The sequence below is a fragment of the Thermoactinomyces sp. FSL K6-2592 genome, assembly GCF_038006465.1.
Lineage (GTDB): Bacteria > Bacillota > Bacilli > Thermoactinomycetales > Thermoactinomycetaceae > Thermoactinomyces > Thermoactinomyces vulgaris.
Genome location: NZ_JBBOVH010000001.1, coordinates 1,236,423 through 1,262,513, shown reverse-complemented (window position 1 = coordinate 1,262,513; position 26,091 = coordinate 1,236,423). Strand labels below are relative to the sequence as shown.

Below are 26,091 nucleotides of genomic sequence, written 5' to 3'. Positions count from 1 at the left end.
AATGTCCCCACTTTCCGATACAACCAATTTGGCTTCGGGGGTGACGGAAACCGATTTGTTCGAACATATCCGGCATATGTTTTACACCACCATTCCGGGACTTGTCATCGCACTGTCCTTCTATTTTTTTGCAGGAATGCAGTTCAGCGCCCACAACATCCAGGATGGAAATATCCAGACCATGATTTCCACTTTGGAAAAACATTTTGTCATTTCGCCCTGGCTCTTATTGGTTCCCATGCTGGTCATTTTTCTGGTGGCCAAAAAAGTTCCGGCGTTGCCTGCTTTGGCGGTGGGGGTTTTGTCGGGATTCATCTGCCAGGTCTTTGTCCAGGGAGATCCGGCCGGCGATGCGATCCGGGCCATGCATGACGGCTACACCATTGAATCCGGACAGGCATGGGTCGATGAATTGTTTAACCGCGGCGGAATCGAGAGCATGATGTACACCGTCTCCCTGACCATTGTGGCCATGACATTCGGGGGAATCATGGAATCCACCGGCATGCAAAAAGCCCTTGTCAATCAAATCCTGAAATTGGCCAAATCGGCAAAAAGCCTGATTCCAACCACCATTCTTTCAAGCTTTGTCACCAATGTCACCGCCGCGGAACAATATATTTCCATTCTGCTTCCGAGCCGCATGTTTGCAAGCGCTTACAAAAAAGAAACCTTCATTCCAAAAACCTGTCCCGTGCGCTGGAAGACGGGGGCACGGTCACATCCGCCATGGAACACTTGCGGTGTTTTCATCACCTCCACCTTGGGCGTGAACACCTTTCAATATGCTCCCTACGCGATTTTCAATTATACAGTTCCCGTCATCGGGATCCTGTTGGCCGTCCTGGGTGTCAAAGTGGCCGGTTTAAACCGGAAAGAGGAATGAATCGCGGAAAACCCGAAGAGTCCGATCCATCTTAAAAAGGTGGATCTTTTTTTATCAGGCGTCGTACCGGTTGAAATGGAAAAATTCCGGCTATGATGAATGAAGGGGAGGATGCTGGAAAGATGGAAAAAAACCGTGTTGAAAATTCCGCAAAGCATTGGGAACAAATACAAAAATGGCTGTATGAGGGTGAAGAAACCATATATACTTACGGGTTGCTGCTCGATATGGTTGTCCTGACCACCCGGCGGATCGTCTTGATCGACCGGACCCTCTTCGGAAGGGAAAAAGGGATTCTTTCCATCCCGTATTCACGCATCGACAGCATCGGGCTGTATGTCAAAGGGTTCTGGAACCGCGCACATGTCTTGGAAATCAGGACCAAAGGGAAAACCTATGAATTGGAATTTAAACGGGGTACCGACTGCCAAGGGGTTTATCGTTGGCTTTCCTGTTTGATCTGCGAATGATTCAGAAGGCCAAAGAGGGCGGGACACCCTCTTCGCCTCCGCCATTAAAGGGAACCGGTTTGACCGTAGATTTCATCCAAGTGACGGATCTTTTGATCCAGATAGCGGGCAAAGGAATCAATATAGGCCTTGGGTTCTTTGGGATTGGAAAAACGCGTGATCCGTCCCGTATGCGGAGAAACGATTTTGCTGACGGCCCCGCATCCCAATCCGATGATCGTTTGCCGTTCTTCCATAATGATAATGTTGTACATATTTTCCTGCCCGGGCAATGCATACCCGACATTTTCCTGGTTTCCCAGGATATTTTTTTGCCTGTACAAATAGTACGGAACATATCCGGAGGCTTTGCCCCACTCCCGCGCCAACTTCACCATGGTTCTCGTTTCTTCGCGCCCGGCCACTTGATATTTGTCTTTGTTTTGCGTCATCACCGAACCTCTTTTGAAGGAAAGGGTGTGAACGGTCACCGATTCCGGTTTCAATTCCCCCATGGTCTTCAGGGTTTCCCGGAACGTTTGTATATCTTCTCCCGGGAGCCCGATGATCAAGTCCATATTGATGTTTGTAAATCCTTTCTCCCGTGCGAGCCGGTATTTGTCCAAGGTTTCTTTCACTGTATGGTGCCGGCCGATCCATTTCAGGGTTTCCTCTTTGAAACTTTGCGGGTTAATGCTGATCCGGTCCACGTTCCAAGATTTCAAAAGATCCAGCATCGCTTCATCCAACGTGTCCGGCCGCCCGGCTTCCACATTCAACTCACGCACGTTTTCATAATGCGGGATGTGCTTTTTCAACAGCCGGAAGAGACCATCCATTTGCGGGACGGATATGGACGTCGGCGTCCCCCCGCCAAAGTAAATGGTGGTTACCTTCAACTGTTTTTCTTCCAACCACTTGCCAACCGCTTTGATTTCTTCATGAAGACCTGCCAAAAAATCTTCGACGGTTCCGTTTCTCCCTTGAATGGCATAAGCGGGAAATGTGCAATACGCGCATTTGGTCGGACAAAACGGGATGCCGATATATATGCTGACTTCCCGGTCCAGATCATATAAATCGGGCAAAACGCTTTTTTGGCGCCGGGCAATTTCCGCCAGAATCTCCGTCTTTTCCGGATGCAGCAAATAATCTTTTTGCAATTTTTGCGCCGCTTCTTCTTCGGAAAAGCCTTGTTGCAAAAATGAATGGAACAATTTGACCGGACGGATGCCCGTCAGGATCCCCCAAGGCTGATCAATTCCGGTCGCTTTTTCCATGACTTCCAAAAACACATATTTCACCGCTTGCCGGACCCGTTTCACATATTCCTTTCCTTCCACTTCCGCTTCCACTTCGCGTTGGTGAAAAGATTCATGGCATTGGCGGCTCTTTAAATCTTCGAGCCGGATGTTTACTTCCACCGGCTTTCCTTCATGGATGGAAAAAGCCAGAAAATAATCACCGTTTTGTTCTTCGTCCCTGTCGATGACACGGACTTTTTCAAAAAACAATTGAGCAATCAGTTCAATATCCCGAAAAAATTCCGGTTTGAGACCTGAAATCACGAACGTTTTCATGTTCATCCTGCATCCGGTTTCCGATGCATATCCTCCTTTTTCTTTCCAATTTCTTTACACAGTCTAGCGAATGCATAGACAGAAATCAAACAAAATTTTTCTCTATGAAAACAAAATGAAAATATGAGAAAAAATATTTGTAAATTTTGCAACAAACATCCGCAAACATAAAAAAATCCTTTATAATAATTTTTAAATGCGGTACCAGAAAGGAGAGAATCCATGAAAAAAATTTCCAAAAAAGTAACAGGGGTGATGGGGGCACTCATTCTTTCCACCTCTCTTGCTCTGCCGGTTTATGCCAATCAAGAAACACAACCCGGCACCATTTTGTTCAGTGGCGGTTTACATACGCAGAGCATTTATCAATTCAACCCTGAAACTTTGCAAACCAAACGGATCACTTCGGGAAATTCCGTCGATGTCTCTCCTTCCGGTGACATGATTACTTATATTAAGCATGACAGCGTCTATGTTGCCGACAGCAGCGGGAAAAACGCAGTCCGTCTCACCCGCAGCAAATTTCCCCATTTCGATTCTTCCCCACGCTTTTCTCCCGACGGGGAAAAAATTGTCTTTGCAAGGAGCGACGGAAACTTATACACCATCGAGTTGGAAACCAAAAAAGTGACACAGCTTACCGAAGCCGAAGACGGAGTCTTTCATTCCAGCCCGGACTGGTCTCCGGATGGGAAAAAAATCGTTTTCCATTCCACGGATAAAGACGGGAATACCGGCCTTTTCATCATGAACGCCGACGGCAGCCAGATTTCGCCTTTAACCGGCCAAAATGATCAGGAATCCTCTGAGTATTCCCCGCATTTTTCACCCGATGGAAAATCGGTTTTGTTTGAAAAAAGCCAAAACGGACAAACCGACATTTATGTCATGAATCTGGCCACCAAACAGGCCCGAAACATCACGGCGGATCTTGACAAAGCCGCTTCCGGGGCCGTTTGGTCGGAAGACGGGAAACAAATTTTGTTCACCATCAACGAAGAAAATGAAAAAGAGAAAGACTCCAGCTCTTTTTACATCATGAATAAAGACGGCTCCAACAAAAAGATGCTCCAAATGCAGGTCAAATATGCCACCCCTTCCGAATGGAAAACACTCAACGTGAGTGAACAGGAAGAAGGATTTTTGAAAAAAGTCAAAAACTTTTTGTTGGATTAAAAGCCCGCAAAGAACCCTGCATCCATGAACCATGCAGGGTTCTTTTTTTATGCCCCGGCTTTCTTTCTATTTGAATAATTTTCTATGTTAAAGAGAAAATAGAACACATGATTGCGTTCATCGTCACATCCCCGGCCGCTTTTGCCCAATACCCAATGATGCACGGGTTTAATCAATACAGATAAAGGTAATAACATATTTCGGGTCCGGACCACCCCGTCGGAAAGATCTCTGCAACGGGCGTCGCCCCGCCCCTTCCGGGATCCGACCGTTTTATATACGCGGATTCGGACCCGGATGCCGCCTGCCGGTCCGGATAATTTTTTTCAGACGGAAAGGACTTTGCTTGCTCAGCGGGTATTAATGTTGAAAGAAGGATTAAAACGGATTTGGAGAGTGACTGAGCCATGGACAAAATCCTCATTTTAACCGAAACCGTTGCCGGTTATGGTCACTACAGCGCCGCCAGCTCATTAAAGAAAGGGATTGAACTTGAATATCCAAGCAGTGAAGTTCAAATCGTTTCCATCCTGCCAATGATCAGCAAGCAGTTGAAATCATTGATCAAAAAAAGCTATTTGCAGACGTTGCGCTATGCCCCGAACCTCTGGGGCGCTTGCTATCAATGGGATTCCCGGTTCAGCAAACTGTTTCGGGACCCGATGGGAAAATTTGTGGCTCATAAACTCCGGACTCTCATCGAGGGATTAAAACCACAGGTGATCATCTGTACGCATGCCTTTTGCTTGAGCGCCTGCGCCTACTTGAAAAGCCATACTTCCTGCAGCCGCTTTCGGTTGGGTGGCGTGGTGACCGACTTTGATGTTCACAGCTTCTGGATTCATCCCGCAGTTGATTTTTATATTACCGCACATGAAGAAATCGGGCTGAAGATCCGAAAAAAAGGAAGCCAGGCCGATCTCTACAGCACAGGCATTCCCATCAACCCGGCTTTTTTCACGGAACAAAAAGAGAAAAAGGAAGCGCGAAAACAGATCGGCGTTTCTCCCGACCGCTTTACGATCTTGCTGATGGGCGGCGGAAGCGGAATCGGGCCGTTTTACTCTTGTCTGGACGCATTAAAAAACATGGCTTTGAGACAAGATTATCAATTGCTCATCATCACCGGAAACAATCAACCGTTATATAAGGAATTATCCCGGGAACTGAAAAACCTCTCCCATGTCCATCTCTTCCCGTTTGTGCATAACATGGTTGATTTTATGTGCGCATCGGATTTCATCGTCACCAAACCAGGCGGAATGACGAGTTCAGAAGCCTTGGCCACCGGACTCCCCATGGTCATCTGCAAACCGATCCCCGGCCAGGAAGAAAAAAACAGCCGTTTTTTGCTGAACAAGCAAGTGGCCATCCGGGAAGACCAACCGCAACATTTACCCAAACAACTCACCTATTTGATCGAACACCCGGATCCCCTCCAAGAAATGCAGACCAATGCAACCCTTGTCGGAAAACCCGGCTCCGCCATCCATGGCGCACAAATTGTCATGGATTACTTATAAGGAAAAACTCTCGCTTTTTGCGAGAGTTTTAAGAGCGCGGACGATATAAGCCGCAAGCATCCCAACTGGGATAGTGGCGTCCTTTGCGGTGACTGCAACGAAAACTTTTACCATGCGCTTCTAAATATTTACATGTCTCACATTTGTATAACGTCCAAGTCACGCCGTACTCCTTCACCATGGGATTCTTGCTCGTCTCTTCCAATTTGTCCAAATCTACGGTTTTTTGCTTTGTTTTGATTTTCACTCACACTTTCTAATTCTGATTCTTTGATCCATACCCCAAACAGACACCATAAAATATTAACATATTTTTTCTCAATTTTATTGAACAGGAATCCACTTTTTCTCCTGCCAGACCAACAGAACGGACGGCTTGTCGGGAGACAGGGTGATGCCGCGCCCCTTGCCCCCCGCAATGTTGTCCGAAAACACCGTAAACGTATCCGGAGAGGACGAAACCAATTTTAACCGCTGCCCCTCCACAATCCCGTCCGGAATCCCCCGGGCGCAGGAGTTTTTGATTTTTCCTGAAAACCAAATGGTCTCCCCGTCTCCTTTTAACAAACAGTCGGTTAAAGACAGCGCCCAATTTTTTTTCAGCGAACAAAACGCCCCCCTTTGATCCGACACAATGCGGGCAATCTTTCCCTGCAGCACCGAACCTTGGACCGGCTGCGGCCTGGACTGCATCAATCCGGCTTTGCCGGAACGCACCACCTTCAATCCGTCCAACACAAATTGTTCGTAACTGCCCCGCCCGTTTCCTTCAAACAACCAGGAATCGATTTGATCCAACTTCAAATCATAAAGAAACACCCTTTTTCCCTCACCGTCATTGATCAAAAAGCCGGTACGGCAATTTCGCAAACAGATGTCGCGAAACACCATTTTCCCCGGGTATTCCTGCTCCGGAACGGCCGACGGGAAGGCGATCAACACCCCCCGCCTCAATCCTTCGCCTGTCACGTGCTTGACCAAAAGGTCATTGCCGACAGGGAGTAACCGAATCGCCCCGTTGTCCTGAAGAGCCGTGGGGTTTTCGCCATTTCCGCACATCGCCTTAAAATGCATGATTTTCCCGGTCGCCGGCGCTTTCAGCCAAATGCCGAATCCATAGCAAACGGGATCGGCGAGACGGCGTGTGCGTTGCCATTCGCAATGGAGAATCCGGATATTGTGATGCTTCAAAGAGAAAGGATCTTTCACCCCTTGGGCTTCCGCAACAAATCCCGACGAACCGGAGTCGACGGACCGGCAGTGGATAAACGTGATATCCGAACACCAGCCGTTATGCGAGATCATGAATGAAGCCCCTTTTCCTTTTTCGTCCACCACATTCTCCACCCATGCATCAAAAGTCCCTTCTAAATCCACACTGTGGCGCATCCGCCGGGTATATCCGTTCCGGACCACAATCTTCCGGTTTCCGCCGTAGAATTGGATCCCGTAACCTTGACCGGATCCCACCACCTGCGGATCCCTCAAATCAAAATCCTCCACGGTCACATCCATGCTGCGCTGCACTTGAATGGCCGATTCCGCCCCTCTTTCCCCTTTCAATCCCCGGACGAAAAACCCATGCATATTGAAGGCCAAAATACCAAACCCTTTACTGGAACCTTCTTTTAAGCGATAACAAAAATTTTCCACGCAGACGGACCGGAGCGGGTTGATCTTGTAAACATTTTTTTGGCCGGAAGCACGCTTGGGGAGGCGGACCCGGTCTTTCAAGACCATCCGGGTCACTGCGCTTTTAAAGGATACCCCTTTTACCCAAAGCGTACCGCAATCCCCCGGCTTTAACGCATGGACGGAAACAATCACCCGCGCCGCTGCCGCACCGGAAGGCGCCTTCAGATTCCCGTTCACGATTCTCTGCCAATGTAACGGGTCAAATTCCTTCACTTTTGAGCGGGAAAGAAATTGATCCCGTCTGTCATACCAAGCAACATAACAGCTTCCCGTGACCGACCGGCTTGTCTTCACCCGGCAAATCAACTGCAAATTATACCGTTCGCCTTCCTGGATCCCGAAAACCTTCTGTTCGAAGGAAACATATCCCGGTTCCGTCACCGGTTTTAATTCCATTTTTAAAGCAGATTCCCCGGGATCCCAGGCAAAAGAAGCATTCCTGCCCAACGTGCTTTGGTGATTCCAAACCGGACCGGCCCAACTTTTTTCATTCAGGCCGTCCTGGAGCAATTCTTGTTCTGACGGATGAATGCTTTTGATTTCATGGATTTCCACATTCACATTTTTTTGACCGTCCGACCATCTCGTGGAATCATCTGTCAATGCAATCATGTCTCCGGCTTTGATATCCCACGGGGTTTGCAAAATCCAAAAACTCCGGTCCCCTCTTTTCAGGTCATGGGCGAGGCAATAATCATGGTAACCCGTCCCGCCCTCCCATTTCAAAATATAAGGGGCATTGACGTGCACAGGTTCCACGACCGCCTTTTTGTCAAAACAGATGGAAATCGGTTTGCGAATGCAAATCTCCTCCAAAAAATAACGGCCGGGCGGAACCATGAGCCGGGATCCGGAAGGCATTGCATGAATGGCCCGCCGAAATCTCCCGATATCATCGGTTTCATCGGGAAGGCGGGGGAAATCCTCCAAATGATAGCAATTTTCAGATGATTTCCGAATTACTCGGGGCTCAGGCAATCGGTTCACCTCCATCTTTGTTCGTTTCCCTTTTTATTCCATTCTCCACCGGTTCTTCCGGATCCTATCTTTCCGCTTCAAACAAAAAGAGCAGGTCATGCCAAAATTCGGCATCACCCGCTATAAATTATGAAAGTCTGATTCCGCTTATTCCTGTTTTTTCGCTTTCCGCCATCTCTGAAGCCCGTAAAAGACGCTTAAAATCATCACCCAAAACACCCCGATATAAATCGCGTATTTCCACGCCGGATGCAAAAACATGGTGATGAATACCAAAAGCAGCACGACAAACCCAATGGTGGCAACCGGTGAAAAACGTGCCGTTTTTAACCATTGATAGCGGAAATAGGTTAAAAAGATGATCATCCAAGTGAAGATCCCGCCGAAAATCGCGATGCCAAACAACGTTTGATAGGCTTTCGCGTCCGTCACATTGAGCAAGATGGCAATCATCAGTCCAAAGGACGAAATGATCAATGCCGGGACCGGCACTCCTTTTCGGGTGACCTTCCCCAACTTTTCGGGCGCAAACTCACTTTTGGCCAACGAAAACATCATCCGCGTACAAGCATACAAATTGGCATTCATGGTCGACAAAGCGGCCGTCAACACAATAAAATTCATCAAGCCGGCGGCATAGGGAATGTTCAAAAGCTGCAACATCTTAACAAACGGGCTTTGTTCCAACTGTTCCCCGCCAATTTGTTGCCAGGGAATCAAAGCCAGCATCACGGCCATGGACAGCAAATAAAAAAGAATCAATCGAAGTGCCATCCATTTCATGGTTTTGGACAAGGCCCGACGGGGTTCTTTGGCTTCTCCAGCCGTGACGGCAACAATTTCTGTTCCCATGAAACTGAAGGAGGCCATCACCATTCCCATCCAAATCCCAAACCATCCCTGAGGAGCAAATTGTCCGTCACCGGCCAGCCGGTTCATGCTTTCAGCCGGTTCAGCAAAAATGAGTAGCAACCCCAAAACAATAAAGACCGACAATGCGGTCACCTTGACCGTGGAAAACCCGAATTCAAACATGCCGAAATTTTTGACGGACAAGGCATTGATCAAAATAATCATCAGTGAAAAAGCAACCACAAAGATCCACCGGGGCACTTCGGGAAACCAATACTGCATGTAAATCCCGACAGCCGTCGCTTCGCCTCCGATGGCAATGGCATTGGCCGCCCAATACGTATACCGGACCAGATAACCCAACCACGGATGGAGATATTTCTCGGCATGAATCCCGAATGATCCCGTCGTCGGATGTTCCATGGACAATTTTGCAAGACAAAACACCATCATAAACACGATTACAGAAATAAGAGCATAACTCACAATGACACCAGGTCCGGCATAATGAATGGCCAAACTGGAACCGATAAACAGTCCGGTGCCGATGGCGCTTCCCAGGCCGATCATCGTCAACTGCCCGGGCGTCAACTCTCTCTGCAACACATCTTCCTTCGCTCCGACTGGTTCTCTGCTCATACTCTCCTCAACCACCTGTCTCTTCTTTGATCAACTCAACAATTCAAAAACTGTATGAATAAATTCTAATAAAAAATGAATACAAACTCAACCAAATCCGAAACCGCCAAATTCCCGCGAAATTATGTTTGAAAATATTATATTTTATTAATAAATTGTTTTTATATAATAATATTATATATTTTATAGTCTAATCACCTAAATTATTTCAAAACAGGGTGTTAATAGAAAAATCGGCGAGCTATTTAAAAGGAACTTCAAAATTTATATATTGTAATTTTCAAAATAACCGTTAAGATGGAGATGGGATGTTTTCTTCCTGTTTTTGTTTTTACTAGTGTAGCATGAGCATCATTTTGTTGAACGATTGATCCCCGTCAAAGAGGTGGTGTCTCATTACAAACCATCAACCCGTTTTGATGTCGAGAAGAGAACGGCATCAACAAGAACGAATGCATCCAATGGTTCTGTTTCTTCTTTTTGGAACCGGTTTTACCAGAACTGCCTCTTTTATGAGCCTGCCATTTTTGGTGTTTTATTTAACCCATCACATCCAGTTCACCCCGATGCAGGTCGGGATCATCCTCGGAGTGATGGGATTGGGTGCGGCATTAGGGGGATTTGTTGGCGGTTATCTGTCTGACTTGTTTGGTCGCGGGTTTATTATCGTCATTTCTTTGGTTGCCTGGACCTTTTGTTTTTTCGGGTTCGTATTGGCACAGGGGTATGTCACGTTTATCCTGTTGAGTTTTTTCCACGGCTTGTGGCGCGCTTTTTTTGAACCCACTTCCCAAGCGTTAATGGCGGACTTAACCGTACAAAGAAAACGACTGAAAGTATTCAGTTACCGTTATATGGCCATCAATATCGGCATGGTGATCGGTCCTTTGCTGGGGACTTTTTTGTTCCAGTCGATCGGTCCTTACACCTTTGTCCTTACCGGTTTGTTATATGCTCTTTACTCCCTAATGCAAATCGGGTTTTTGCTCAAGTACAAGGAGAAAATCCGACATTCCAGGGATGAAGGCAAGGTTCAGTTGTCCGAATGCTTGCATCTCATGAGAAAAGACCAAACATTGGGATACTACATCATAGGCAGTATGATCTTTTACGGCATTTATGCACAATTGGAAACAAGCTTGCCGATGTTTCTGACCAACGAAATCGTGAACGGGGAACGAATCTATTCCTTCTTGTTAATGATCAATGCAGCCATTGTCATCTTGTTCCAGCCCTTTATCACCAACTGGGCGGAACAGAGAAACCCGTTGAGCAGTATTTTGCTGGGGGTCCTGCTGTTTTCCGCGGGATATGCCTCGCTTTCGCTGGGAGACCGGGAATTGATCTTTATCAGCGGAACCATTTTATTCACCATCGGGGAGATTTTCATTTTCCCGGTAAGCAGCCAAATGATTGACCAGTTGAGCAATGACCGGTTTCGCGGTGCCTATTACGGAGCCGCCAATCTGGCCCAGATCGGATTGAGTTGGGGGCCGTTGGTGGGCAGCTGGCTGTACAATCAAGTCGGGGCGCCGGTGATGTGGTGGATCATTGCGTTGATTGCCTTACATATTATTTGGTTCTATGCCGTCGGCTATCGCAAATACATGAAAAAACAGGGCATCGGCGTCATGTTGATCATATACAAAGTGCTCAACGACTTAAAATTAACGCCCATCCTCAAATTCTCGTTTAAAATCATTCCGATCATCTCGATTCTGACCGGACTTTTGTTTTGGGCGACACAACAGTATGGGGAAAAGCTGAGTTTTCTCCATCACTGGATGCTACCTAGTATGTAATCAAGAAGGGAATGGCAAAGCGGCAACGCTTGCCATTCCCTTTCTTTATTTATTCCCGGACCTGGCCGGTTCCCCGGATCACATACTTGTAACTGGTAAGCTCTTTCAATCCCATGGGGCCCCGTGCATGCAACTTCTGGGTGGAAATCCCCATTTCGGCGCCGAATCCAAACTCAGCCCCGTCGGTAAAACGGGTGGAAGCATTATGATACACGGCCGCCGCATCCACTTGTGTCAAAAAGGCATCCGCCGCTTTTTGATCTTCGGCAATGATGGCTTCGGAATGGCCCGTCCCAAACCGTTCAATGTGCCGGAGCGCTTCCCCGGTTCCCCGAACCACTTTCACAGCCAGGATCAAATCCAAAAACTCGGTGTCGTAATCTTCTTCTGCGGCCGGTTCGATTTTCAGCGAAGATTCATTTTGCAAAATGCGGCAGGTTTGTTCACATCCTTTCACCTGCACCCCCCGGGCCGCCAACTCCCGGGCCAAAAAAGGCAAAAATTCCTCCGCAATGCCCTGATCGACCAATAGGGTTTCCATGGCATTGCAAACCGAAGGCCGTTGGGTTTTGGCATTGACCACCACCGACCGGGCCATCTTTAAATCCGCGGAAGCATGCACATAGATGTGGCAATTTCCCACACCGGTTTCAATGACCGGCACATGGGCATTTTGCACGACCCGTTGAATCAATCCGGCTCCCCCGCGCGGAATCACCAAGTCGACCGATTCTTTGTCCCGGATCAAATAATCAATCGTGTCCCGCTCGGTCCGCTCAATCAATTGAATGGAATCAACCGGAATCTGTGTTTCCGCCAGCCCTTCACACATGACCCGAACCAGTGCCTGATTGGAGAAGATTGCTTCTTTCCCCCCGCGAAGGACAATGGCATTGCCGGCTTTCAATGCCAGACCGGCGGCATCCACGGTGACATTGGGACGTGATTCGTAAATGATGGCAATCACCCCGAACGGAACGCGCACTTTATCCACTTTCAATCCGTTCGGGCGGCAATGGGTTTCCATCACTTCGCCGACCGGATCGCTGCTTTGGACCAATACGTTCAGCCCCTCAATCATGTCGGCAAGGCGTTTCTCATTCAACAGCAGCCGGTCCTGTTTCGCTTTGGACAATCCGTTTTGGATGGCGGCATCCAAATCTTTTTGATTGGCTTCAAAAATCCGTTCCCGCATCTGCCACAATTTCTCGCCCATGCGCATCAATGCTTCGTTTTTTTCCCGGGCGGAAACCATCGTCAACTTCCGTGAAGCCTGTTTGGCTTTGCATGTTTTCTTTTTCACCATGTCTTGCAAATCAACCGTCATCATAAGACTAGCTCCTCCTCCTTCAAAATCACCATCATATCCCGGTGAACCACTTCATGAATCCGTTCATTCCCCTGATTCCAAGCTTTCCGTTCCAGCAAGAGATTGAGGTCGGCACTGGAAAAGCTGGAGATCCCTTTGCCGATAGAGCGGCCGGACGGATCGCAAATTTCCACGACGGCTCCTTCCAAAAAAGTTCCACTGACACGGATCACTCCGCCCAACAGAAGGCTTTTGTTAAACCGGACCAGCGCCTCTTTCGCACCGGAATCCACCGTGATTTTCCCCTTGACACGGGTACTGAACGCCAACCATGATTTTTTGCTCGGCAAGCGGCTGTGCGGATGGAAACAGGTTCCCACTTTTTCCCCTTGCACAATTTTTCTTAATACATCCGGTTCTTTGCCGGACGCAATCACCACCTTCATTCCGGATTGGACCGCGATTTTGGCCGCGGTCATTTTGGTCCGCATTCCGCCGGTTCCCACGATGCTTCCGGAACCCCCGGCAATCTCTTCCAATTCCTTGGTGATGACATGCACTTCCTCAATTTTTTCGGCCTCGGGATCTTTTCGGGGATCTTTGGTATACAAACCGTCAATGTCTGTCAGCATCACCAAAAGGTCTGCTTGGGCCACAATGGCCACCAGACTGCTCAAAGTATCGTTATCCCCCACGCGAATTTCATCAACGGCCACCGTGTCATTTTCATTAACAATGGGTACAATCCCCTTTTTCAACAACGTTTCGATGGTATTGCGAATGTGAATAAACCGTTTCCGGTCTTCCAAATCCAAGCGTGTGAGCAACAATTGGGCCACCGGAAGACCATGTTGTTGAAAGTATTTCTGGTACGTATCCATGAGTGCGCTTTGGCCCACAGCGGCAGCCGCCTGCTTTTCCGGAATGGTAATCGAAGCCGGGGTCCATCCCAACCGTCCGATCCCGGCGGCAACCGCACCGGACGACACAAGGATCACTTCCATTCCTTGCCGGATCAGGGCGGCGATTTGCCCGACCAATGGATTGATTTTTTTCTCTGACAGGACGCCGCCTGCTTCCGTCAGGCTGCTGGAGCCGACTTTCACCACAACACGCTTTTTTCCCATGCTTCTTCCTCCCTCTAAACAAAAAAAGCCTTTCATCCCTGAAGGACGAAAGGCTTTTTCGCGGTACCACCTTCATTGATGCGTCCCACATCCACCGTAAGACGCATCCCCTTTACTGGATAACGGCCAAGCCACCGAATCCGCTTTTCACGGATCGCTCCAGAGGCGGGACAATCCGGTTAAATGACGGGTTTTTCCAGCCGCGAAACCCGCTCTCTGTGCATCGCTCCGGATTGATTCACTCTGTCATCGCACTTTGATATGCAAGTTTTATACATTTATATACATGACATCCGGACGGTTTGTCAATCTCTACTCCATTTCAATCAATAAGTCCCCGGTCTCGATGGCATCTCCATTTTTCACATGAATTTCCTTGACCACACCGTCAAACGGCGCCTGGATCGTCGTTTCCATCTTCATGGCCTCGGTGACGACAAGGTGTTCTCCTTTCTTCACCTTGTCCCCTTTCTCAACCAGGATTTTCACCACATGCCCCGGCATCGTGGCTCCCACATGGCCTTCCACATCCGGATCCGCTTTGCGGCGCGAATCGACCGTTGCTTTGGCTGACAAATCGCGAATGTTCACTTCACGCGGTTGTCCGTTTAATTCATAATACACCGTCCGTGTCCCGTCCGGAGCCAACGGCCCGACTGTAATCAATTTGACGATCAAGGTTTTACCCGTTTCGATCTCCACTTTGATCTCTTCCCCGTAACGGAGCCCGTAGAAAAACGTGGGTGTATCCAACACGGAGAGATCCCCGAATTCCTTGGTTTTCTTTTCTTTGTCCAAGAACACTTTCGGATACATGATGTAACTCATCACATCGTACTCATTGACCGTCCGGCCGGTTTTTTCTTCCAGCTCTTTTTGGACTTCCCCGAAATCAACCGGCTCCAACAATTCGCCCGGCCGGCAAGTGAAATATTCGCGGCCTTTTAAGATAATATCCCTCAACTTTTCCGGGAATCCCCCCGGCGGTTGTCCCAAATATCCTTGGAAAAACTGAATGACCGATTCCGGGAAGTCATAACGGTGGCCTTTTTCATAAACATCCTGTTCCGACAGGTTGTTTTGCACCATAAACAGGGCCATGTCCCCGACCACTTTGGAAGAAGGAGTGACTTTGACAATGTCTCCAAACATTTTGTTTACCGTGGCATAAGCTTTTTTCACTTCTTCCCAGCGATCGCCCAGACCGACCGCATTCGCCTGCTGGCGCAAGTTGGAATATTGTCCGCCCGGCATTTCATGAACATACACCTCGGCGGTCGGCGATTTGATGTCACTTTCAAAACCGGCATAATAAGCCCGCACATCTTCCCAGTAATCCGAGAGCTTTTGGATCTCCTGCAAATCCAATCCGGTTTCTCTCTTATCACCGCGCAATGCGGCAACCAAACCATTCAGGCTGGGCTGTGAAGTGAATCCGGACATGGAACTGATGGCGGTATCCACAATGTCCACCCCGGCTTCATAAGCCTTGATCAGCGTCGACATCTGCACCCCGCTGGTATCATGCGTATGCAAATGAATCGGAATGCCGATCTCTTCTTTTAATGCTTTGACCAGCTGATATGCCGCAAATGGTTTCAACAATCCGGCCATATCTTTGATCGCCAGGATTTGCGCCCCCGCTTTTTCCAACTCTTTGGCCAGATCCACATAATATTTCAGCGAGTATTTGTTGCGGGACGGATCCGTGATATCCCCGGTGTAACATATGGTCGCTTCGGCAACTTTCCCGGTTTCACGCACGGCATCGATTGCCACCCTCATGCCTTCAATCCAGTTTAAGCTGTCAAAAATCCGGAAAACGTCAATGCCGCTCTTTGCAGCCAGTTGCACAAACTTCCGGATCACATTATCGGGATAGTTGGTGTAACCCACCGCATTGGCGCCTCTGAACAGCATTTGAAATAAAATATTGGGAATCCGTTCACGAAGTAAGTGCAACCTTTCCCAAGGATCTTCATTTAAAAAGCGCATTGCCGTATCAAAAGTGGCTCCTCCCCACATCTCCAGCGAGAATAATCCCGGAGCCAGTTTTCCCGTCGCTTCAGCGATTTTTAACAAATCATAGGTGCGCATTCTGGTTGCAAACAAAGACTGATGGGCATCGCGAAAGGTCGTATCCGTCACTAAAAGGCGCTCGCTGTTTTTAATCCAGTCAATCAGTCCTTCGGCTCCCTGCTCGTCCAAAATTTGTTTCGTTCCGCACGGATATTCCCGGTCATAAGGAACAACGGGCACACGTGGTTCGGGAAAATTGGGCTTTTTGTCTTTGGGCAATCCCGGATACCCGTTGACAACCGTCTGACCGATATAATTCAATAATTTGGTTCCACGGTCTCTCCGCTTTGGAAACTCAAACAATTCCGGTGTTGTGTCAATGAACGAAGTATCATATTTCCCACTTAAAAACACCGGATGTTGCACCACATTTTCCATAAACGGAATATTGGTTTTCACTCCGCGAACCCGGAATTCCCTCAACGTGCGCAACATTTTTTGGGCTGCTTGTTCATAAGTCATCGCCCAAGAAGAAACTTTCACCAGCAAGGAATCATAGTGCGGTGTTATGACAGCCCCGGGATACGCGTTACCGGAATCCAAACGAATGCCAAATCCGCCTCCGGACCGGTACGCAAGCAATTTTCCCGTTTCCGGCAGGAAATCGCGCTCCGGATCCTCGGTGGTCACACGGCATTGAATCGCATACCCGCGGGTGGTGATTTCCGACTGCGCCGGCACGCCCACTTCCGGATCGGTTAAAGCATATCCTTCCGCAATCCGGATTTGGGATTGCACGATGTCCACACCGGTGATTAATTCCGTAATGGTGTGCTCCACCTGCACCCGCGGATTCACCTCGATAAAGTAAAACTTTTGATCGCCGGTGACCAAAAATTCAACCGTTCCGGCATTGATGTAACCGGCTTTTTTCATCAGGTTCAAAGCCGCTTCGCAAATCTGTTCGCGCAAATTCTCATCCAACGACACACTCGGCGCCACTTCAATCACTTTTTGATGGCGGCGTTGGATGGAACAATCCCGGTCATAAAGATGAATGACATTCCCGTAAGAGTCTGCCAAAATTTGCACTTCGATATGTTTCGTATTTTCCAAATATTTCTCGATATAAACCGCGGCATTTCCAAAAGCGGATTTCGCTTCGGACCGGGCACGTTCGACCGCGTCTTTCAATTCTTCCGCCTTGCGGACAATCCGCATCCCGCGGCCGCCTCCACCGGAAGCTGCTTTGATGATGACCGGAAATCCGTGCTTTTCTGTAAACTCTTGCGCTTCTTTTAGTGACTGAATCGGATCAGGGGTACCAGGAATGACCGGAATCCCGGCTTTAACAGCCATGTCACGGGCTTCCACCTTATCGCCAAACATTTTGATATGCTCCGGGGACGGACCGATAAATACAATCCCCTCTTCTTCGCACCGTTTGGCAAATTCGGTATTTTCCGCCAAAAAGCCGTAACCGGGATGAATAGCATCCACATCATGGCGTTTTGCTACTTCCAAAATGGCATCAATATCCAAATACGCTTCAATCGGGCCTTTTCCCTCGCCGATCAGATAAGCTTCATCCGCTTTGTAACGATGGAGGGATAAGCTGTCCTGCTCGGTGTAGACAGCGACCGTGCGAATCCCCAGTTCGGTGCAAGCGCGAAAAATCCGGGTAGCAATTTCGCCACGATTGGCTACTAAAACTTTCGAAAAATGCTTCATACCTGTACTCCTTTCGCGAAAAAAAGTCTAACCTCTCCATTACAAACATTATAATCTAAACAAATATATTTCTAAATATCTCACAAATATTAATGTAAGACAATTAGAATCTTATTAATATTAATCGCTTTCAAAAAAGAAAACATTGTATAATAAAATAGGGAGGTTGCTTTTATAAGCCACAGGCCGACCGATCCTTGTAAATATTCATTTGTTTTTATCAATATAACATATACAGGGGTGAAAAAATGACTTTTTCTTCCTTCCAATTTTTTCTCCATTCCCAAGTCCACAGCGGTTCAGGGACTTGTTCCCGTTTGGCTGAATTCGTGCACGGACTGGGAGGAAAACGGGTGGTCCTTTTCACTGACAAAGGTTTAACCCAAGCCGGCATCACGGAAAAAATCAAAAAGCTCCTGGACCAGACGGTCAAACCGGTGCAATTGGTCGGAATATTCGATGAAATCGAGCAAGACGCCAAGGGGGAAAAAATCAATCGTGCGGCCCAATTTTTCCGTGACCGCCAAGCTGATGCACTCATCGCTTTGGGAGGCGGGAGTGTCCTGGATACCGTCAAAGGGGTCAAATGGCTTTTGCATTTGGGAAAACAAGATATTCACGAATCCCTTAAACCGGTTGAACAAATAACCCTGCCGGAAGCAAAACCCATTCCGATTCCGCATATCGCCATCCCGACCACGGCCGGCACGGGATCCGAAGTTTCTCCGGTGGCTGTCATCTTTCATGAGAAATATCAGAAAAAAGCCAATCTGTTTCATCCCTATATCGCTGCCGATATTGCGATTCTCGATCCGGAGCTGACCGTCAGTTTGCCGCCCAAAATGACGGCTGCAACCGGAATGGATGCACTCACCCATGCGGTGGAAGCCTTTTTTTCACCGACCGCTCATCCGTACACGGATGCATTCGCCATCCAATCCATGCAAATGATTTTAAAACACCTTCCGGTGGCGGTGGACAAAGGAAACCATCTCGAAGCCCGTGAACAAATGCTGATTGCCAGTTCATTGGCCATTATCGCTTTTTGTTACTCGTTGACAGCCATCCCCGTTCACAATTTGTCCCACGCCCTCGGCGCCCGGTTCGGGATTCCGCACGGGCTGGCCAATGCAGTCTTGTTGCCCGCTGTCATGGAAGCCCTGCCCTCATTCTATCAGCCGCGAATCGAATCATTTTCCAAAATCATCGGAGTTCCACCGACGCTCGATGCTGTCACCGGGTTTCTGAGAGAATTCCGAAAAGACGTGGGATTGCCGGATACATTTGCTGATTGGCATTTCACCCCTGAACTCGGGCAGGAATTGGTTTCGCTGGTGAAACAGGATCCGGCAGGGATTTATCCGATTCCTGATGAGACCATCTTAAGGATCGTTCGTGAAGTTTTTGACCAACCCATCAACGCTTGAAATGCAAAGGAGGCGATGCGACACATGCGCAAGGAGTTCCAGTCAACCCGTCCGGGAGGTCTCCAGATTGATTCATTTCCTTATCAGCTTTATCAAAAAGCCAAACGTGCCGGTACATGGAACCCGGAGTCCATCGATTTTTCGAAGGACAAAAAAGATTGGGAACGGATGACCGAACAACAAAAAGAAGAAATCCGAGCACGGTCGTCCAGTTTTTTGGCCGGAGAAGAGGCGGTCACTGTTGATTTGCTGCCTCTGATCATGGTCATCGCCAAAGAAGGGCGCCTGGAAGAGGAATTGTATCTGACGACATTTTTATTCGATGAAGCCAAACATACGGAATTTTTCCGGCTGTTTCTCAATGAAATCGGGGAAACCGACGATCTATCCCGATACCATTCCCCCGCATACCGCAAAATTTTCAACGAAATGCTTCCGGAATCCATGAACCGCTTGTTGCATGATGCTTCACCCGAAGCGATCGTGGATGCCGCCACCACTTACAACATGTTTGTGGAAGGCGTGTTGGCGGAAACCGGTTACGCCAGTTTCCATGAAGGGCTGGACAAATCCGGTCTGATGCCGGGGTTGATGGAAGGAATCGGTTATTTGAAATTGGACGAATCGCGCCATATCAGCTATGGCACCTATCTCTTGCAGCGGTTGATTCATGAAAAACCTTCCCTGTTTGACCGGTTCGTCAAAAAAATGGAAGAACTGGCGCCATACGGTATGGAAATTGTATCCCGATACCAGGAAGGAATCAGCCCGCTGGGAGTGGATATGAAAAAAATCCGGCGCTTTGCCGAAAAACAAATCAACGTCCGGATTGAGATATTGTCCCGGGCCAAAAACGGCACATTCGATCCGACCTCCCCTGATCCCCTCTCTTCTGACGGGTTGTAACAAAAAACCACACCTTTTTAAGGTGTGGTTTTTCTGTCATTCCAACGTATCTTCTCCGTCCGGATGATACTCTTTTTCACTTTTGGCCACCACCAAAGTGGCAATCCCGTTTCCAATCATATTGACAATGGCCCGTGCTTCAGACATGAACCGGTCCACTCCCAACAACAACGCCAAGCCTTCCATGGGAATCACTTGCATGGCGCTCAGGGTGGAAGCCAAAACAATGAACCCTCCCCCGGTTACGGTGGCGGCCCCTTTGGACGTCAACATCAAAATGGCCAAGATGGTCAGCTCCTGGGTCAGGGTCAAATCCACTCCGCTGACCTGTGCCAAAAACACAACCGCCATGGTCAAATAAATGCTGGTTCCGTCCAAATTAAAGGAATAGCCGGTCGGAATGACCAAGCCGACCACCGATTTGGAACACCCTGCCTTCTCCATTTTTTCCATCATTTGCGGCAAGACCGATTCCGACGAAGATGTGCCGAGCACAATCAGCAACTCTTCCTTGATATATTTTAAATATTTCAGGAGACTGAAACCGTACATTTTGCAAATCAAATTCAGGATCACGAACACAAACAAAAACATGGTTGCATAAACCGACAACATCAATTTTCCAAGCGGAACCAACGTCGCCAAACCATAATTTCCGATGGTAAAAGCCATCGCCCCGAATGCCCCCGCCGGAGCCGCTTTCATCACGATGTTGACGATTTTAAAGAATACATTGGAAATCCGGTCAAACAGATCAATCACAGGCTTTCCCGTCTCTCCCAGCGAAACCAGGGCAAACCCGAACAAAACCGCAAAGAAAACAACTTGCAAAATATCCCCCTTCGCGAAAGCTTCCACTGCATTAGACGGAATGATATGAATGATGAAATCGGACAGCTTCATTTTTTCCCCTTCTTGGGCGTATTCACTCACTTGGTCGCTTTCGGCTTGGGTTGCTTGAAGGTTCACTCCTTCACCGGGTTCCACCAAATTGGCAACAATCAGTCCGATAACCAAAGCAAAAGTGGTAACGATTTCAAAATAGATCAGGGCTTTTCCCCCGACCCTGCCCACTTTTTTCATGTCTCCCATTTTGGCAATGCCAAGCACGATGGTAAAAAATATTAACGGTGCAATCACCATTTTTACCATGTTGATAAACATTTCTCCCAATGGTTTCATCATTTTGGCTACATCCGGTACAAAGACTCCCAGCAAGATCCCGATAAAAATGGCTGACAGAACTTGAAAAGTCATATTTTTCAACAATTTCTTCATCCGGTACACCTCCACTACCCCCCTGTCTGAACAATTGCTCCATCCTTCATCCGAAGCCTTGTCCAATGGATCTCTTTTCTCTTTCAATATTTTAAAATATTTTATTATAAAAGATCTTATATATGCAAAATAAATATAGTTATTTTTATTCAGAATACCGCTTGGATATGGTGAATAAAATATAAGAAGGAGGAATACATCCTCCTTCCCTTTCTTTAATTCAATTTGTTCAATTGGATTTCATCGGCTCCTTTTCTTACCGCCTCGAGAATGGCTTCCGTGATTTTAGACTCATACGCTGTGTCATAGACCACTTTTCCATTCACCGTAATGCGGTACATTGGTTTCGGTTCCGTTTTTTTCTTTTCCAATCCGTAAATACGGGCAACCCCTTCCACAATGGATTGGGCCAAACCATCGATAAACTTGCCGTCTTTTAATAATTGATTTTCCCTTTCATTGGTGACAAAGAGATTTTCAATCAATATGGCCGCCATCTTTGTATTGCGAAGCACCGCAAAGTCTGCTTGCTTTTTTCCCCGGTCCTTTATTTGGTATTGGGATAAATAATTGGTGATGGTCGAATGCAGTTGATTTTGATAATTCTTGGTTTTGGAAGCGGCATTGGGGTGAATATACGTTTCGAATCCCTCTGCTTGCGAAGAGCTGGCCGAATTGATATGAATTGATAAAAAGAGATCACAGTTTCTTGCATTGGCAAAATCGGACCGCTCATTCAAATCCAGATAACGGTCATCCCAACGGGTCAGGGAAACAGTAACCCCTTTATACTCCCCAAAATAATCATTCATTTTTTTGGAAATTTGAAGAACCACGTCTTTTTCCGCCAATCCATGGGCACTTGCTCCCGGGTCTTTCCCGCCGTGCCCCGGGTCAATCACAACATACACGCTCATCGACATTCCCCCTGAAACAGATTGACAACCACAATATTCAGATAATTCATTCTCCATTAGAATTAATTCTTCATAACAAAAAATAAACCCTTCTACTCCAATTGGAATCTGTTAATCTTAAATTCTACCATTATCATTTTATAATATTCTTTCTTTCGATTTCTTCCACTGTGAACCGCCCGAAAATAAAAAAAGTGATGAATAACCATCGGGTCATTCACCACTTTTTGGATTAATCTTCATCTTCAAAGAAATCTTCCAATGCTTCCAATGCTTCATCATCGTCGTCATCATCGTCATCATCCATCAATCCATCAATCACTTCATTCATGATCATCCCGCCGATCATGCCGGCAGCAAAGCCGCCAATGGCTCCGGCCAACCCGGAAGAACCTTGACTGTGGCTGTGACCGTGACTGTGTTCATGGTAAACCGGTTCATGAGAAAAGCTTCCATGATATCCACCTTGGGCCTCCGCCATTTCGCTCAAAATTTGCTGCAACCGCCCGACCAACTCAGACTCAGGCTCCAATTCTTCATTGGAAATGAAAACTTCCCGCTTGATCTCTTGTTTGCCTCCAAAAGAAGAGTAAAGTTCCAGTTCCAGCAACAACCTGATTCCGTCCGGCTGAACGGCGGCGACAAACTCCAATTCTTCCGCTTGCCCCTGCAAGAAACCGGTCGGGAAAAGTTCAAATTCCTGCACCCGTCCGTTAAACTCCCGGGAGTCATGCTTTTCCCTGAAACCCAATTGGCCCAAAGCGTCGAGCACTTTTTGCAATGGCGCGGGACAAAGGATTTCTATGTAATCGCGATCCTTTTGATCCACCCCGCCGGCAATATCCAAATCAGTGTGAAAATAATAGGTGACGTAGTTTCCTGAAATCAAAAGGTCATAAGGCAATTGATATGCAAACGGAAATTCCCTGGTTTCGCCGGGGCGGATGGTAAATGATTCATAAAAAGGAATCGATGTGATGGTATGAACATGATCCGTATCCCCGTGCCGGATGATGACTTCCAGCTTCACATCAATCTTGTTGATCTTTTGTTCAACCTCGCCACCATGAATGAGCAATTTTCCTTCCACTGTGTCCCCCAATTGGAACCGGCTCTCATCCAGCACCAAATCCACCTTTGCAGCCCCTTTGCCAAACCGGGCCATCAGATCTTTCAACACTTTTTATCACCTTCCCATCATCAATTCATGATACCGATCCCAGCATTCTTTCACCTGACTGCGTTTGCGCTTGTCTTTCATTGCATCCTGCTCGGAATAATAATAAATGATATTGTCCGGTTTGATGTCTTTCACCGCTTCACATCCGATCGGGTGATAAACATCGCTGTTTTTGCTTGCAACAAAAATATTGGTTTCATCTTGTAAAGATTCAACTTTAAATCCGTTTTTCTGGACATACGAATCCCATTGCCAAATGCCGGCTTTCTTACGTTCCGCCTCTTTTTGGGCCTGGTTCAGGTCTTCCAGATACTTGGCTTTTGGATCATCCACATAGGCCACCCGGGCAAAACCGTTTTTCACCAACTCTTCCTGCAACAGTTTGCCGTCCACATGGACATAGGCAAGGAAACGCCCGTACTTGTCTCTTTTGTTCTCTTCCTTTTCCAATTCAATTTGATTGGCTTTTTCGATCAATTGCTTGGTAAATGCTGTGGCTTCCTCTCCGAGCGGTTGTTTTCCCAGCTGAGGATGATTGGTTTCCGGCGTGTCCACCAACAGCAACCGGACGGTCTCCTCTTTATTTTTCAACTTGATTTTAATCGTGTCCCCGTCAATCACGGTGACGGATTTTTTCGGCACTTCCACTTTCTCATCATTTCCACAGCCGGCAGCTATGAGCAACGCAACCAACAAACCCAAAATCGACAGCTTTTTGAAACTCCTCACCATTCCTACTCCTTTTTTCATGATCCAACTGTATATATTTCCATTTGTACTTCTTTTCTAAATTACCACACTCCCGATTAAAAATCAAATTCGGTAAAGAAAATTTAAATCCACTTCTTAATGATCGGATATTGAAACGGACGATTTTGCAACGCACGAATAATGCCCGTCAACGGGACAAACAAAGCCGCCAGTCCGAAAACCACGATGAACGGGAACCCGATCAGAATCCACAATAAATTTGTAGAAATCCATAACAGCGACAAAACGGAACCATGAAAAACCACCGCTTGCAAAGCCAATCTTTTTAATTCCCGGTCACTTCCAAACAAAAACACAATCAACGGCACCAAAATCGGAGCAAACCAGATGCTCGCATGAAGCAACACCCGGATCAACTTCTCATCCATTTCATCACCCCTCCTTAAATGGGCCGGCCGTTTTGGACAGCCTATTTGTTTTTCTTTTAAAATCAAATTGCCTGTTTTATTTTACCGAATGTAAAACCCAATTACGAACCCCCCACCAGGTTACTGAAAAATTATAATATTATTTACAAATTGATAAAAATATGTACAATCGATGTTAGGAGTCACGTTCCCGATTGGGGGGAAGCAGCATGCACTCAAAAAAAGACCAGCTCGTCACAGTGATTTGCCACAAATGTAAAACCGAAGTGTGCAAAGCACTTCCCGGCAGCATGGTCCGCTGCCCCAAATGCAAAACCTGGTCCACTGCCGATCTCTCTTACTGATTCTGAAATACGGACAGATATTGATTGCTGCCATCGCTGTGGAAATATCGCAGCGGCACTTGCAAAGTACCGTTTTCAGCAACATCACATAAGAGATCCATTCTGAACATCGAAGACAACCATCTCTGTATGGACGGACAACTCACATAGATCACATTCTCAACACCCTTTTTTCTTCTCTCAAAAAGAGACACCGTGCTGGTGTCTCTTTTTATCATATGTTTTTCACGTCTGAAGGTGCACCCGGCTCCCGCAACATTTGTGCGGTTTCATGGAGTTCACACATTCTTATGAAAAGACTGATCATGAACCAGCCGGTGTTTTTCTTTGGCTTTGACGATTGCAAACAACAAAGGCACCAACAGCGCATTCAGCAAAGTCAGCCCCCCGCAAACGAGAATGGCAACATTCATGTGATAACTGTACAGCCATCCTCCCACCGATCCCCCGAGTGCATCTCCGACGAAAAAAGCGGATTGAGACGGATAAAAAAACGGATCGTAAAACCAAAATGGCAATGACCACAAGGGGCGGGAATTTCACCATCAAAAGCAAAACCACCACACCGGTCAAAATTTGGGATCCGGTAAACAACAGGACTTTTCTGTGATGGATTTTTTCTCCACTAATAAAAAGAGAGACGATCACCCAAACCAACGTGATCACCGCCATGAGGACCCCGACACTGGTAATGGAGAATCCGCTGTTTTTAATGATCACCGGCAAAAAAGGGGTCAACATACTGGTGATCAAACCGCTGATGACCCCCAGCAGGACCACCCCCGCAGACAAAAAAGCATGGTCCCGCCAACACCACCGGATAGGAAAAGGAGGGAATGCCTAACCAAGCGGCAATAAACCCGACCGACACCTCCCCAAAGCGGCCCCGAAAGCGAATTGAAAAAATTTTCTATAATCTAACAGGTCGATCAACCCCAGAGCTAATGGTACCAGTCAATAAGAGGCTTGAGGTACCGGATTGCGTAATTTGACTCTTCTATACCAAACGACACAACAACTAATTCTTCATAACCATAAATCGATGGTGATATCCTGAAAGACATCTTCTTCTAATAATTCCCAATAATCCTCTAAGCCTTTTAAGTTCTAACCATTGCAAAAGGGTAAAAGTTG

General features: G+C 47.3%; 20 protein-coding genes. 8 read left to right on the top strand and 12 right to left on the bottom strand.

Features of this window, described 5'->3' with window-relative positions:
• The first annotated feature begins 1 nt into the window (after nucleotide 1).
• Both NYE37_RS06710 and NYE37_RS06705 read left to right on the top strand, forming a co-directional pair.
• Nucleotides 2-886 carry a Na+/H+ antiporter NhaC family protein gene (locus tag NYE37_RS06710; RefSeq protein WP_198050738.1) on the top strand — a complete coding sequence of 295 codons (885 nt, stop codon included), beginning with the start codon at nucleotides 2-4 and terminating at the stop codon, nucleotides 884-886.
• Between the two features lie 122 nt (nucleotides 887-1,008).
• Nucleotides 1,009-1,356 carry a PH domain-containing protein gene (locus NYE37_RS06705; protein ID WP_170151242.1) on the top strand — a complete coding sequence of 116 codons (348 nt, stop codon included), beginning with the start codon at nucleotides 1,009-1,011 and terminating at the stop codon, nucleotides 1,354-1,356.
• Nucleotides 1,357-1,400: 44 nt separating this feature from the next.
• Here the strand turns inward: NYE37_RS06705 and NYE37_RS06700 are convergent, their stop codons facing one another.
• Complete coding sequence (locus tag NYE37_RS06700) at nucleotides 1,401-2,915, bottom strand: coproporphyrinogen III oxidase (protein ID WP_198050739.1); 1,515 nt, start codon at nucleotides 2,913-2,915, stop codon at nucleotides 1,401-1,403.
• Between the two features lie 222 nt (nucleotides 2,916-3,137).
• Between NYE37_RS06700 and NYE37_RS06695 the strand changes: the two genes are divergently transcribed.
• Together NYE37_RS06695 and NYE37_RS06690 are read left to right on the top strand one after the other, a co-directional pair.
• Nucleotides 3,138-4,091 carry a DPP IV N-terminal domain-containing protein gene (locus NYE37_RS06695; protein WP_049720241.1) on the top strand — a complete coding sequence of 318 codons (954 nt, stop codon included), beginning with the start codon at nucleotides 3,138-3,140 and terminating at the stop codon, nucleotides 4,089-4,091.
• 407 nt (nucleotides 4,092-4,498) lie between these two features.
• Entirely contained in the window at nucleotides 4,499-5,614 is a 1,116-nt protein-coding gene (locus NYE37_RS06690; RefSeq protein WP_049720242.1) for an MGDG synthase family glycosyltransferase, read from the top strand.
• 324 nt (nucleotides 5,615-5,938) lie between these two features.
• Here the strand turns inward: NYE37_RS06690 and NYE37_RS06685 are convergent, their stop codons facing one another.
• Nucleotides 5,939-8,287, bottom strand: a complete 2,349-nt coding sequence (locus NYE37_RS06685; RefSeq protein ID WP_049720243.1) for a hypothetical protein — start codon at nucleotides 8,285-8,287, stop codon at nucleotides 5,939-5,941.
• Nucleotides 8,288-8,434: 147 nt separating this feature from the next.
• Entirely contained in the window at nucleotides 8,435-9,778 is a 1,344-nt protein-coding gene (locus NYE37_RS06680) for an amino acid permease (protein ID WP_037997265.1), read from the bottom strand.
• Between the two features lie 419 nt (nucleotides 9,779-10,197).
• Here NYE37_RS06680 and NYE37_RS06675 point away from each other — a divergent pair, with 419 nt between their 5' ends.
• Nucleotides 10,198-11,580 (top strand): MDR family MFS transporter, encoded by a 1,383-nt coding sequence (locus NYE37_RS06675; protein WP_037997268.1) that lies wholly within the window; start codon nucleotides 10,198-10,200, stop codon nucleotides 11,578-11,580.
• Between the two features lie 49 nt (nucleotides 11,581-11,629).
• Here the strand turns inward: NYE37_RS06675 and NYE37_RS06670 are convergent, their stop codons facing one another.
• From NYE37_RS06670 to pyc, 3 genes are all read right to left on the bottom strand, one after another.
• Nucleotides 11,630-12,910 carry a glutamate-5-semialdehyde dehydrogenase gene (locus NYE37_RS06670; RefSeq protein ID WP_231855189.1) on the bottom strand — a complete coding sequence of 427 codons (1,281 nt, stop codon included), beginning with the start codon at nucleotides 12,908-12,910 and terminating at the stop codon, nucleotides 11,630-11,632.
• A complete protein-coding gene (proB, locus tag NYE37_RS06665; RefSeq protein WP_037997270.1) occupies nucleotides 12,907-14,016 on the bottom strand; it encodes a glutamate 5-kinase in 1,110 nt (369 codons plus the stop codon). The genes NYE37_RS06670 and proB overlap by 4 nt, the downstream gene beginning before the upstream one ends.
• 312 nt (nucleotides 14,017-14,328) lie before the next feature.
• Nucleotides 14,329-17,766 carry a pyruvate carboxylase gene (gene pyc, locus NYE37_RS06660; RefSeq protein ID WP_037997273.1) on the bottom strand — a complete coding sequence of 1,146 codons (3,438 nt, stop codon included), beginning with the start codon at nucleotides 17,764-17,766 and terminating at the stop codon, nucleotides 14,329-14,331.
• A 248-nt stretch (nucleotides 17,767-18,014) separates the two neighbouring features.
• Here pyc and NYE37_RS06655 point away from each other — a divergent pair, with 248 nt between their 5' ends.
• Together NYE37_RS06655 and NYE37_RS06650 are read left to right on the top strand one after the other, a co-directional pair.
• The gene (locus tag NYE37_RS06655; protein ID WP_049720245.1) at nucleotides 18,015-19,193 is read left to right on the top strand and encodes an iron-containing alcohol dehydrogenase; all 1,179 of its coding nucleotides are present in this window, start codon (nucleotides 18,015-18,017) and stop codon (nucleotides 19,191-19,193) included.
• Nucleotides 19,194-19,217: 24 nt separating this feature from the next.
• On the top strand, nucleotides 19,218-20,099 hold the full coding sequence (locus NYE37_RS06650; protein WP_049720246.1) for a R2-like ligand-binding oxidase: 882 nt from the start codon (nucleotides 19,218-19,220) through the stop codon (nucleotides 20,097-20,099).
• Between the two features lie 36 nt (nucleotides 20,100-20,135).
• Here the strand turns inward: NYE37_RS06650 and NYE37_RS06645 are convergent, their stop codons facing one another.
• The 5 genes from NYE37_RS06645 to NYE37_RS06625 form a co-directional block, all read right to left on the bottom strand.
• A complete protein-coding gene (locus tag NYE37_RS06645) occupies nucleotides 20,136-21,377 on the bottom strand; it encodes a dicarboxylate/amino acid:cation symporter (protein WP_049720397.1) in 1,242 nt (413 codons plus the stop codon).
• Between the two features lie 215 nt (nucleotides 21,378-21,592).
• Complete coding sequence (locus tag NYE37_RS06640; protein ID WP_037997279.1) at nucleotides 21,593-22,294, bottom strand: N-acetylmuramoyl-L-alanine amidase family protein; 702 nt, start codon at nucleotides 22,292-22,294, stop codon at nucleotides 21,593-21,595.
• A 232-nt stretch (nucleotides 22,295-22,526) separates the two neighbouring features.
• Nucleotides 22,527-23,471: a sporulation protein gene (locus NYE37_RS06635; protein WP_131470923.1), complete on the bottom strand. Its 945-nt coding sequence runs from the start codon at nucleotides 23,469-23,471 to the stop codon at nucleotides 22,527-22,529.
• A 9-nt stretch (nucleotides 23,472-23,480) separates the two neighbouring features.
• Nucleotides 23,481-24,203: a thermonuclease family protein gene (locus NYE37_RS06630; RefSeq protein ID WP_340711881.1), complete on the bottom strand. Its 723-nt coding sequence runs from the start codon at nucleotides 24,201-24,203 to the stop codon at nucleotides 23,481-23,483.
• Nucleotides 24,204-24,307: 104 nt separating this feature from the next.
• Complete coding sequence (locus NYE37_RS06625) at nucleotides 24,308-24,613, bottom strand: DUF4870 domain-containing protein (RefSeq protein ID WP_037997284.1); 306 nt, start codon at nucleotides 24,611-24,613, stop codon at nucleotides 24,308-24,310.
• A 209-nt stretch (nucleotides 24,614-24,822) separates the two neighbouring features.
• On the opposite strand from NYE37_RS06625, the gene NYE37_RS06620 reads away from it, so the two are divergent.
• Nucleotides 24,823-24,957 (top strand): hypothetical protein, encoded by a 135-nt coding sequence (locus NYE37_RS06620; protein WP_255347204.1) that lies wholly within the window; start codon nucleotides 24,823-24,825, stop codon nucleotides 24,955-24,957.
• 278 nt (nucleotides 24,958-25,235) lie between these two features.
• Here the strand turns inward: NYE37_RS06620 and NYE37_RS06615 are convergent, their stop codons facing one another.
• On the bottom strand, nucleotides 25,236-25,484 hold the full coding sequence (locus tag NYE37_RS06615; protein WP_037997286.1) for a hypothetical protein: 249 nt from the start codon (nucleotides 25,482-25,484) through the stop codon (nucleotides 25,236-25,238).
• Nucleotides 25,485-26,091 lie beyond the last annotated feature (607 nt).